At 43.2% G+C, this 11,211-nt stretch carries 9 protein-coding genes; 3 read left to right on the top strand and 6 right to left on the bottom strand.

All coding sequences use genetic code 11. The annotated features are described in order from the left end of the window. Window positions 1–163: 163 nt before the first annotated feature. The 4 genes from ACFPIK_RS04400 to ACFPIK_RS04385 are packed head-to-tail and all read right to left on the bottom strand — an operon-like array spanning window position 164 to window position 4,063. Window positions 164–1,048: a 3-hydroxyacyl-CoA dehydrogenase gene (locus ACFPIK_RS04400; protein WP_377912610.1), complete on the bottom strand. Its 885-nt coding sequence runs from the start codon at window positions 1,046–1,048 to the stop codon at window positions 164–166. Between the two features lie 4 nt (window positions 1,049–1,052). Then, window positions 1,053–2,081, bottom strand: a complete 1,029-nt coding sequence (locus ACFPIK_RS04395; RefSeq protein WP_377912608.1) for a phosphotransferase family protein — start codon at window positions 2,079–2,081, stop codon at window positions 1,053–1,055. After that, a complete protein-coding gene (locus tag ACFPIK_RS04390) occupies window positions 2,078–3,286 on the bottom strand; it encodes an acyl-CoA dehydrogenase family protein (RefSeq protein WP_377912606.1) in 1,209 nt (402 codons plus the stop codon). Before ACFPIK_RS04390 ends, ACFPIK_RS04395 begins: the two co-directional genes overlap by 4 nt. 9 nt (window positions 3,287–3,295) lie before the next feature. Continuing rightward, window positions 3,296–4,063: a glucose 1-dehydrogenase gene (locus ACFPIK_RS04385; protein WP_377912604.1), complete on the bottom strand. Its 768-nt coding sequence runs from the start codon at window positions 4,061–4,063 to the stop codon at window positions 3,296–3,298. 100 nt (window positions 4,064–4,163) lie between these two features. Here ACFPIK_RS04385 and ACFPIK_RS04380 point away from each other — a divergent pair, with 100 nt between their 5' ends. After that, complete coding sequence (locus tag ACFPIK_RS04380) at window positions 4,164–5,135, top strand: zinc-dependent alcohol dehydrogenase family protein (RefSeq protein ID WP_377912602.1); 972 nt, start codon at window positions 4,164–4,166, stop codon at window positions 5,133–5,135. A gap of 69 nt (window positions 5,136–5,204) precedes the next feature. After that, window positions 5,205–5,627: a hypothetical protein gene (locus tag ACFPIK_RS04375; protein WP_377912600.1), complete on the top strand. Its 423-nt coding sequence runs from the start codon at window positions 5,205–5,207 to the stop codon at window positions 5,625–5,627. Between the two features lie 35 nt (window positions 5,628–5,662). Here ACFPIK_RS04375 and ACFPIK_RS04370 read toward each other — a convergent pair whose 3' ends face one another. Further along, window positions 5,663–6,358, bottom strand: coding sequence for a TetR/AcrR family transcriptional regulator (locus ACFPIK_RS04370; RefSeq protein ID WP_111392916.1), 696 nt, complete (start codon window positions 6,356–6,358; stop codon window positions 5,663–5,665). 138 nt (window positions 6,359–6,496) lie between these two features. Further along, the gene (gene tyrS / locus ACFPIK_RS04365) at window positions 6,497–7,789 is read right to left on the bottom strand and encodes a tyrosine--tRNA ligase (RefSeq protein WP_377912598.1); all 1,293 of its coding nucleotides are present in this window, start codon (window positions 7,787–7,789) and stop codon (window positions 6,497–6,499) included. A 173-nt stretch (window positions 7,790–7,962) separates the two neighbouring features. On the opposite strand from tyrS, the gene ACFPIK_RS04360 reads away from it, so the two are divergent. Then, window positions 7,963–11,205: a S41 family peptidase gene (locus ACFPIK_RS04360; RefSeq protein ID WP_377912596.1), complete on the top strand. Its 3,243-nt coding sequence runs from the start codon at window positions 7,963–7,965 to the stop codon at window positions 11,203–11,205. Window positions 11,206–11,211 lie beyond the last annotated feature (6 nt).

The following is an 11,211-nucleotide window of genomic DNA, read 5'->3' as shown; positions in this document are numbered from 1 at the left end:
GGGCTGACGCCTCAAAAATCAATTTCTCCGACTTCGTCAACATCCAGAAAAAATTACAAGCACTCAAAAAATCAGATAATCCTACACTAGCAGCAGCGTTTCATACCAGAAATTAGCCAAACTTGAGGATCCTGCTTCTGGAGAAGCAGGATAAAAGAGGAATTCAAGTTTCCTTCACAAAATCAGGATTTCTATAAATAGGATTGGGATAGGAATAAAATCCTTCTCCGGTTTTCTCACCAAGTTTTCCCTGATCAATATAAGTTTTCAAAAGTGAAGCAAATGCCTGAGAAGCAGCATCCGGCATCTTGTGAGTGACATGCCAAGCTGTATCCAACCCTATCGAATCTAATATTCCGAAAGGTCCCATCTGCATATGAAAATTGACCATCCAAGAGCGGTCAATATCCTCGATACTTCCTACTTCGCGGGTTAATAGCTTTCCAGCAGCTCCGATTAAAGCCATCAGCATGGTGTTAAAGATGTAGCCGGGGTTTTCTTTTTTGACCAATACTGGAACTTGATTTAGTTTTCTTCCCAACTCTTCGAGCATCGGAATCATAACTGGATCTGTGCCCGGATGTGGCATGATGTCTACTACTCGGGAATAGAACACATCGTGAAAGTGAAATGCACAAAACTTGGCAGGACGGCCGCTTTCCTCCGCAAACATGGAAGGGAGCAAATAAGAAGTATTGGTAGTAAACAAGGTCTTTTCAGGAGCGATCTCACCAAACTGCTTCCAGACTTTTTTCTTGATATCCACTTCTTCGGTTACGTTTTCATTGATGAAATCAGCGTCCTTCACTGCCTCAGAAGGATCAAGTGTAAATTGGATTCTGGAAAAAATCTCCGGGACTTGGCTTTCATTCAATTGTCCCGCTTTGACCAGTTGGCGAAGGATCTTTTCCATAGTTTTTTGGCCGAAATCCAAGGCTTTTTGATTGATGTCATAGACACGGACTTCAAAGCCTGAAATAGCAGATTGGAGAGCAACTCGTGAACCAAGAGTACCTGCGCCAAGGATACAGATTTTATGAATAGGCATATTGTTAGATTTTTTGGGTATGGATAGAGTTTTGAGCCATTTTTCCAGCTGCCTCTACTACATGGATTAAAGCTGAAAATCGTGGATCTTGGGCAAAGCCCTGTGAATAACGTTTGAATATTTGTTGAGCAATCACCGCTACTTTAAACAATCCAAAGGCATAGTAAAAAGTCATCTGATCCATGGATAGACCTGTTTTTTTGTGATAGTAGTTGATGACTTCCTGTCGAGTGAAATTTCCGGGAAGGTGGCTCAGATTAAACATTTTCAGAATTTGTGGATCATTATCCTGAGCCCAATAGGCTAAGGTTGTTCCTAAGTCCATCAGTGGATTTCCTACGGTTGCCATTTCCCAATCCAAAACAGCTTGAATGTCAGTTTTACAATCTCGGCCTAAGACCAGATTATCATACTTAAAGTCATTGTGGATGAAAGAAACGATTTCCTGTTCAGGTAAATTGTTCTTTAGCCAAGCAGCGGTCAGCTCCATGTAGGCAAGTTCATGGGTTTTGGCTTTAAAATAGCGTTCTGACCATCCTTCTACTTGACGATGGGTGTACCCCTCCGGTTTTCCAAGCTGAATCAAGCCTGAGTCCTCAAGTTCCAAACTGTGGAGTTCAATCAAGCAGTCTAGTGCATTTTTAGACAGCGTTTTGAAATCCTCTTCTTTAAAATCGATGCCTATTGGGAGTTTATTCCGAAGGATAAATCCGTCAACAAACTCCATCAGAAAAAACGGAGCGCCAAAAACAGATTCGTCTTCGCAAAACAAGATAGGTTTTGGACTTTTGGAATAGCCAGCATTTTCTAGGCTTTCCAAAATCCGAAACTCTCGGCCCATGTCATGGGCTTTGGCTATTTTTTCTCCGAAAGGAGGTCTTCTTAAGATCAGTTTTTGTTCGGGTGTTTCCACCAAAAAAGTCAAATTAGAATAGCCACCAGAAATTTGGGTAATCGTGATTTGGGATGCGTGACATGAAAAGGCAGTTGCCAAATAAGAGTTGAGGGAATCGAAGTTTAAGTCAGTATTCATTTTCCCGAGTAATTTTTCAAAATACTTCTAGCCAAGGCTGATTTATGCACTTCGTCCGGACCATCATAGATTCTTGCGCCACGCTCGTGTCGGTACCAAAACGAAAGCAATGTATCGTCCGTGATTCCCAAAGCTCCATGGACTTGAATGGCACGGTCGATCACTTTCATGAGGACGTCTGCGACAAAGAATTTAATGGTGGAAATATCCTCCTTTACCGCTTTGGCTCCCAATTCCTGCATTTTCTGTGCAGTATCCATCACCATCAGTCGGCTGGCCTTGATTTCTGCACGACTTTCTGCGATCCAATTTTGGATTGTCTGTTTTTCAGCAAGTGCTTTTCCGGGATCTAGTTGACGTGAAATGGCTCTTTTACACATCAGATCAAAAACCCGCTCACAGATCCCAATCCAACGCATGCAGTGGTGAATTCGACCGGGTCCAAGTCGTTCTTGTGCCAATGCAAATCCTTGTCCTTCTTTTCCGATCAGGTTGGATACTGGTACCCGGCAGTTTTCAAATTTCACCTCTCCGTGAGAAAGGTAATCCTCTCCCGCTTCACCCATAATCGGAATGTTTCGGATCAGTTGATAGCCTGGATTATCCAAAGGAACCAATAGCATACTTGCCCGCTGATAAGGGTTTTCGGCCTCGGGATTGGTTAGAGCCATCACAATGGTGAATTTGGCCCCATCGGCAGCGGTAGTAAACCATTTGTGTCCGTTGATCACATAGTCATTTCCTTCGCGGTGAGCAATGGTACCCAAATGAACCGGATTACTTCCTGGCATTTTGGGTTCGGTCATGGCAAAGCATGACCGGATTTCACCTTTTTGAAGAGGTTTCAGCCAGGTTGATTGTTGCGCTTCGGTGCCGAAAAGATGGAGCAACTCCATGTTTCCGATATCAGGAGCAGCACAATTGAATACGTAGTGGCCAATCGGACTTTGGCCCAAAATCTCAGAAACCTGAGCAAACTGAACCAGATTCAATCCGACGCCTCCATCCTGTGTGGATAGGTGAGGAGCAAATAGACCAAGCTCTTTTGCTTTCGCTCTAAGTTCATTTAAGATTGGAAGGAAACTTTTAAAAGGCCCCTGAACGACTTTCAGATCAATCGGAAAAAGCTCTTCCTTGACAAACTCACGGTATTTTTCAAGAAGTTGGGGTAAAGCTTCTTGAGGTATATTTTGGGCTGGATGCATTAGGATAAATTAGATGGTAAAGCCACCATCGGCGGTAAAGACTCCTCCGGTGGTATAAGAAGAAGCTGCTGAAGCCAAGAAAAGAGCCATGGCACCGATTTCTTCAGATGTGCCGGCGCGTTTGATCGCAAGCTGTTTCATAATCATGGACATGATTTTTTCATTGGTCCAAAGTGCTTCCGAGAACTTGGTTTGAATCAAGCCGGGACAAATGGCATTGACACGGATTTTGGAGTCGCCCCATTCTTTGGCGAAGACTTTGGTAAGAGAAATTAAGGCAGCTTTGGATACAGAATAAATCCCCAAACCATGCTCGGGAGAGATTCCACCTATACTCGAAATATTGATGACCGAGGCTCCAGATGACTTTCTAAGGTGGGGGTAGCAAAGCCTGCAAAGTTCAAAAGCTGCTTTTACATTGACATTCATGATTTTATCAAATGCTTCAAGGCTGGTTTCATGGACTGGACCAAATACCGGATTGGTAGCTGCATTGTTGACGAGAATGTCGATGGTTCCGTATTTTTCAACTGTCTTTTCGACTAAAATGGGTAATTCAGCCATGTTGCCGACATTACAGGCTATGCCTGTAGCTTCATATCCTTTGGATGAAAGCTGTTTGGCCATTTCGTCCAATGCGTCCTGTTTTCTGCTGCTGATGACTACTTTTGCACCTGCTGCTGCAAAAATTTCAGCGATTGCAAAACCAATTCCTTTGCTTGCACCTGTGATGAGGGCAACTTTTCCTTCCAAAGAAAAAACTGAAGATAAATCCATGAGTTTTGGGTTATATTACTTCCAAAAGATAGGGAAAATTAAGCCAGAGAAACATGCAATTACCCATTGATTTTACCCAAATAGACCAAATAAACACCAAATGAAAGAACTGATTTTTGAACAAACTGGGCACCCATTAGAAGTGCTCCAACTTAGAGAAAGTGCAGTACCTAATCCTAAGCCTCACGAAGTCTTGATCCGAGTAAAAGCGAGAAATATTAATCCCTCTGATATCATGTTTGTGCGCGGGATGTATGGCATCACACCAAAATTGCCTAGCAGCGCAGGATTTGAGGCTAGTGGAATTGTGGAGCAGGGTGATGAAACCGGTAAAGTAAAAGCCGATACCCGCGTGATGTTTACAGCCATCGGGACTTGGAGAGAATTTGTCTGTGTTCCAGCAGCTTTAGTAATTCCTATACCTCCTCAAATGCCGGATGAAGTGGCCTGTCAGGCTTTTGTCAATCCGATGACCGCATACGGCATGATCGAGGAGTCAGGACTTCAAGCAGGAGATTGGTTATTGATCACGGCAGGTGCTTCCGCTTTTGGAAAATTTGCTATTCAAATGGCAAAAGCCAAAGGAATTAAAGTGGCTGCCACAGTCAGACATGATGCTCAAAAAGAAGTTTTAGAAAAACTTGGTGCTGACCTAGTGATCAATACTGAAACAGAAAAAATCCAGAGAGTGGTTCCTGAAAAAACCGAAGGCGGAGTTCATGTGATTTTTGATGCCGTAGGAGGTATGCTAGGCGCAAAAGCGTTGGCATGCCTGAGACCCAAAGGCAAAATGATGGTTTTTGGCGCTTTGGCTTTGGAAAATATGCCCGTAAACAGTGGTTTGCTGATTTTCAAAAACCTGAAAATTGAGGGATTTTGGTTGAGTACATGGATGGAAGAAATGGCGGCAGATGCTCGGATGAAGGCTTTTCAGACCGTTTTTGGCTTTTTGATGAATGAAAATTCTCAGGTGGATATTGAAGCCAAGTTTCCGCTTTCGGACTTTAAAGCCGCTATCGAGGCCTATGAAAGGCCTGGCAGAAACGGAAAAATCCTTTTGGTCAGTGAATAATCGTTCATTTGTTCGGCGAAAACTTCAGGATTAGCCATCTTTGTACTTTAACAAAACAAATTTTACTCCATGAATTGGGAAAAGTTAGATCAGCAGCTTACCGAAATTGTCAAAAAACGAAATGAGCTTAGTCAAATGGACTATAGTGATGATAGCTATGATGATCTGGAAGAAGAATTACATGATCTGGAGGACGACTTCAACGATGCGTATGAAGAAGTACTCGAACCCCAGTTGGAGAAAATTTATGCTAAACTGAAATCTGATACGGATATTTTACTTCCAACTGCCTACTTGGCCAATCAGTACAAGGAAATGCTGCCTGATGCAAAAGGTATCATCACCTATGAAGTGAGCGGTAATCAAGGTGTGCCGATTGAGTCTGATCAACTGGGCAAGGTAGACATGCGAATTGTCCTTGTCCCTAATCCCGCCCGATTTGTATTATTGGTCAATGGAATGCAACTCAAAGAGCTTTGGAAAAGCAGATAAATAAGAGAGGCTGTCTATTGACAGCCTTTCTTGTTTTAGAATAAACTTGCTTGCACAATTTGCGGTTTGCTAGCCTGCACGGTTCCTTTCAGCATATCCTGCATTAATTTAATGAAACCGGGTTGCCAAGATTCAGGACTGATTTTGGTTTCCTTCCCTTCGAATTCTATAGGTCCGCTCATTTTTTCGAAACCGATAATCATACTCCAAATGGTGTAAAAGGTGATTTCAGGCTGTAGTTCTGGACGGATGCTTCCATCCTTGATTCCCTGAGATACCATCTGAATTCCTATTCTAGCAGGTTCGTGGTGGAGTTCCAATAGCTTGTGGAAATGGGTAGAATCCAGGATCAAGGGATCTATCTCATGTCTCAGCTTTGGATTGGTGTACTTTTTCATCACGTCCAAAAAGTGAAGGATGGCTTGATAATAAACCGGTTGCTCTTTGGCAAAAACCCAAATTCGTTGCACCAAATCGGTGATCATTTCCAACCCGTTTTTTCCTTTGGAGCGGAAGGATTCACGAAATTCTTCCTTAAACTGATCAAAGGCCTTTTTGGTCAATGCCATGAACAAATCCTCCTTGTTTTTATAATAGAAATAGGTCAAACCTTTGCTGATTCCTGCCCGCTTGGCCACATCTTCCATGCGAGTGGCATTATATCCTTTGGTAGTGAACAGGGCTACTGCTGAATCTAGAATGAGTTTTTCCTTGTTTTTTTCTCCTGCCATGGGTTTGATAATCTTGGTTGAAAAGTGAACTCAAAGATATTAAATCAAGGTCAAAAAAGCAGTGTTTTTCGAATCGTGTTCAATAAAAAAAGGCCTCAAATTTTGTGATTGAGGCCTTTTTACTGATAGTCAGGAGATTTATTTTACTTCCAGAATGTAATAGTTTTTCTTTCCTTTTTGGATCAAAAGAAACTTGTTCTGTAATAGACTGAAGGTCAATGGAGCATTGGGATCAGCAATTTTTTCCTTGTTGATACTAACGCCACCACCTTGAATCATTTTGCGGGCTTCTCCTTTGGATGGGAAAATTTGAGCTTGGGTTTTTTCACCGAAAAGATCCAATACATTCTCAATCGAGGCGTATTCTTCTTTACTCAATTGCACCTGAGGAACACCTTCAAATACAGCTAAGAATGTTCGCTCATCCAAGGAAGCTAAGTCCTCTGTAGAGGATTTCCCAAAAAGAATCTCGGAAGCTTTTACCGCCATATCGTAGTCTTCCTGACTGTGGACCATGATGGTCACTTGCTTGGCGATTTCCTTTTGGAGTGTTCTCAAGTGAGGCGCTTGGGCATGTTCAGCTTCCAGGTTTTCGATGGTTTGCTGATCCAAAACGGTAAAAATGCGAATGTATTTGGAGGCATCTTCATCAGAGACGTTCAGCCAAAACTGATAGAAAGCATAAGGAGAAGTCTTCTCCGGATCAAGCCAAACAGAACCACTTTCGGTTTTACCGAATTTAGTACCATCTGCTTTGGTAATCAGGGGAACCGTAAGGGCAAAAGCACTTCCTCCGCCCATTCTGCGGATCAATTCGGTACCTGTGACGATATTTCCCCACTGATCCGAGCCGCCCAATTGGATGGTGCAGTTGTTATTTTTCCAAAGATGGTAGAAGTCATAGCCTTGAATCAGCTGGTAGCTGAATTCAGTAAAGGAGAGCCCGTTTCCATCTTCCAGTCTTCTTTTTACACTGTCTTTGGACATCATGTAGTTGACTGTGATGTGCTTTCCAACATCCCGAATGAAATCCAGAAAAGAAAACTGAGACATCCAGTCGTAATTGTTGACCAATTCTGCTTTGTTGGAAGTGGCGCCAGAAAAATCCAAAAACTTGGAAAGCTGACCCTGGATACAGGCCACATTGTGATCCAACGTGGCTTTGTCCAAGAGATTTCGCTCAGCAGATTTGAAAGACGGGTCACCAATCATACCGGTAGCACCACCTACCAAAGCGAATGGCTTATGACCTGCTCTTTGAAAATGGAGCAAAGTCATCACACCCACCAAATGGCCTATGTGAAGGGAATCTGCCGTAGGATCAAAACCCAAATAGGCGGAAGCCATTCCTTTGGCAAGGTGCTCCTCGATCTCTGGGGTCATGTCCTGGAGCATTCCTCTCCATTTCAGCTCTTGTATAAATGAATTCATTGGGAAAAGGTCTTATTTAATTGCCCGCAAATATAGGGTTATCGGGGGAGTATGGAAATTTCAATTTGGATTGAATTTTTGCTTATGTTGCGCAACATTATTGCATTACCACTCTTCAGAAAGCCGCATGATAGTGGCTGATTATTTTGCTTACTTTCGCACAAATCCTTTTAATGTTTATGATAAAACGATTCCTAACTCTGGCTTTTAGTGCTTCTCTTCTTTTAGGAAACACTACGCAAGCCCAAACAGCTCCTAATTGGCTTCGCTATCCATCCATATCTCCAGACGGAAGCCAGATTGTTTTTACCTACAAGGGCGACCTTTACCTTGTTCCAAGTGCAGGTGGTAAAGCTACTCAACTGACTTACCACGAAGCGCATGACTTTAAGCCTGTTTGGTCACGTGACGGGCAGCAAATCGCCTTTGCTTCCGATCGCTATGGCAATTTTGACGTGTTTGTCATGAGTGCCGGTGGGGGAGAAGCAACTCGACTGACCTATCATTCGACCGATGAGATGCCTTTTGACTTCAGTTCAGATGATCAGAAAGTGATCTTTGGAGCAGCCCGAATGGACTTGGCTGAGCACCGTCAGTACCCGACTGGATCTCAGCCGGAATTGTATCAAGTAAATAGAAAGGGTGGCAGAGTAGACCAAGTTTGGACTATTTCTGCGGAGTATGTCCAAAGCTCCAAGGATGGATCTAAGATGATCTATCATGATAAAAAAGGCGGTGAAAACGAATGGAGAAAGCATCATCAGTCAGGTATTGCCCGTGACATTTGGATGTATGATGCTGCTACAAATAAGCATGTGATGCTGACCAAATTCTATGGGGAGGACCGTAATCCGGTTTTTTCACCTGACGAATCGGAAATCTTCTACCTCAGCGAGGCTAGCGGCAGCTTTAATATCTACAGCATGCCTGTAGGTAACCCTAGCCAAACTCAGGCATTGACTTCATTTAAAAATTTCCCTGTTCGGTTTCTGTCTATAGCAAAAGACGGAATGATGAGTTTCAGCTACGACGGGGAATTGTACACGATGAGAAAAGGTAGTGAACCTAAAAAGGTACAAGTATCCATCGCTACTCAAGCTATTTCAAATCCGGATAATTACATCTCCATCAATGGTGGAGTGAGGGAAATGTCTATTTCTCCTGATGGAAAAGAAATTGCCTTCATTGCGAGAGGAGAGGTTTTTGTCACTTCAGTGGATGGTTCGCTAACTAAACGAATCACGAATACACCTGAGCAAGAACGTTTTGTGGAATTTGCTTCGGATGGAAAGTCGGTGGTCTATGCTTCTGAGCGTGAAGGTAAATGGCAGATTTATAAAAGTTCCAAAGTAAGGTCAGAGGAGCCTTTTTTCTTTGCGGCTACTCTGCTGAAAGAAGAGCCAATGGTAAGTCTGGCAAGCGATGCTTATTTGCCTAAATTTTCTCCTGACGGGAAGAAATTGGCTTATGTAGAAGGAAGAAGAAGCCTGAAAGTCATGGATTTGGCTACCAAAGCGACTGTGACCTTGATGGGGCCTGACTTGCTTTTTCACATGAGTGACGGCGATCAGTATTTCACTTGGAGTCCGGATAGCAAGTGGCTCCTTGCAAGCTATCGACCGACCATGACCAATTCTGAAGTAGTGCTTTTGGATGCTTCCGGAAAAGAGAAAATGCGAAAACTCACCCAAAGCGGCTATTCCGATGACAATGCCAAGTGGGTAAACGGTGGCAAGCAGATGATCTGGTTTTCCAATCGGGATGGCCTGAGAAGCTATGCTACCAGTGGAAGGATGGAAGAGGATGTTTATGCGTTGTTTTTTGATCAGGCTGCTTGGGACAAGTTTCGATTGACCAAAGATGAATTTGAATTAGTGAAGGAGATTGAAAAGGCCAAAAAGCCTGCTTCGACCGAAGATAAATCCAAATCAGATGTAAAAGCCGATGATAAAAAGGTTGAAACACTGGTTTTTGATTGGGAAGGAATTGAGGATCGAAAGGCCAGATTGACCATTCACTCGTCTAACATGGGAGATGCGGTACTTTCCAAGGACGGGGAGAAACTCTACTACCTTGCCCGATTTGAAAAAGGAATGAACCTTTGGTCAACCAACCTGAGAACCAAAGAGACAAAGCAGGAAATTGCGTTAGATGCAAATTCCGGCCGATTGGTATGGGATAAGGACCAAAAAAATCTATTCCTACTTGCTGATGGAAGTATAGCCAAAATCAATCCGGAAGGAATGAAACGGGAGGCAATCAAGATTGCTGGCGAAATGACGTTTGATAAAAATGCAGAGACAGCGCATCTTTTTGAACATGTGTGGTTACGTACCAAAGGGATCTTCTACACGCCTGATATGCATGGAATAGATTGGAATGCGATCAAACCGGCTTACCAAAAGTATTTGCCTCATATCGGAAATAGCTATGAATTTGCTGAGCTTCTTTCCGAAATGATTGGTGAGCTGAATGTTTCTCACGCAGGTGCGAGATTTAGCCGATCGGTATCAATGGCCGATGCTACAGGAGCTTTGGGAGTATTCTTTGACTATAAGCATACCGGTAATGGCATTAAGATTACAGAAATCATTCCCGGGGGTCCATTGGATAAGTCTGATATCAAAGTTTCTGTGGGTATGATTATCGAGCGAATCGATGGGGAATTGATTACACCGGATTTGGATTTTGCAAGGCTGCTAAATAGAAAGGCAGACAAATTTACCTTGATTGAAGTCTTGGACCCAAAGACAAGTGTCAGAATCCAATACACGGTAAAACCTATATCACTGGGAGCTGAAAATCAATTGCTCTACAAGCGTTGGGTGAAAAAGAATCAAGATGAGGTAGAAAAGCTAAGTGGTGGTAAGTTGGGTTACGTGCATATACCTGGAATGAGTGACGGACCCTACCGAAACGTTTACGAAGACATGCTGGGTAAGTATTATGAAAAGGAAGGCATAGTGGTTGATACCCGATTCAATGGAGGGGGTGACTTGGTGGCTGATTTGGCCATGTTTTTCACAGGTGAGTCGTTTTTGACCTATGCCACAGCAGACAAAGTAGTGGGAGGAGAGCCTACAGCCAGATGGACTAAGCCCACATTGGCGATGTTTAACGAAGCCAACTACTCTGATGGTCATTGCTTTGCCTGTGGCTACACAGATTTGAAGATTGGTAAGACTGTGGGAATGCCGACACCTGGAACCTGTTCTTTTGCAGGATGGGAAAGTCTTCCGGATGGAACCCGTTGGGGCGCTGTGCCGATTTCTGCAAAAAATAAAGCAGGTGAATGGCTCGAAAATAATGAAACCCGTCCTCAGTTTGAGGTGAAAAATATGCCTGGAAATATAGATAAAGGCATAGATCAACAACTCCAAAAAGCAGTGGAAGAACTGCTTAAGGATATCAAATAAAAAAAG

It is taken from the genome of Algoriphagus aquatilis, assembly GCF_042657405.1.
GTDB lineage: Bacteria > Bacteroidota > Bacteroidia > Cytophagales > Cyclobacteriaceae > Algoriphagus > Algoriphagus aquatilis.
The sequence above is the reverse complement of the archived record's forward strand: the minus strand, read 5'-3'. Positions and strand labels throughout refer to the sequence as shown.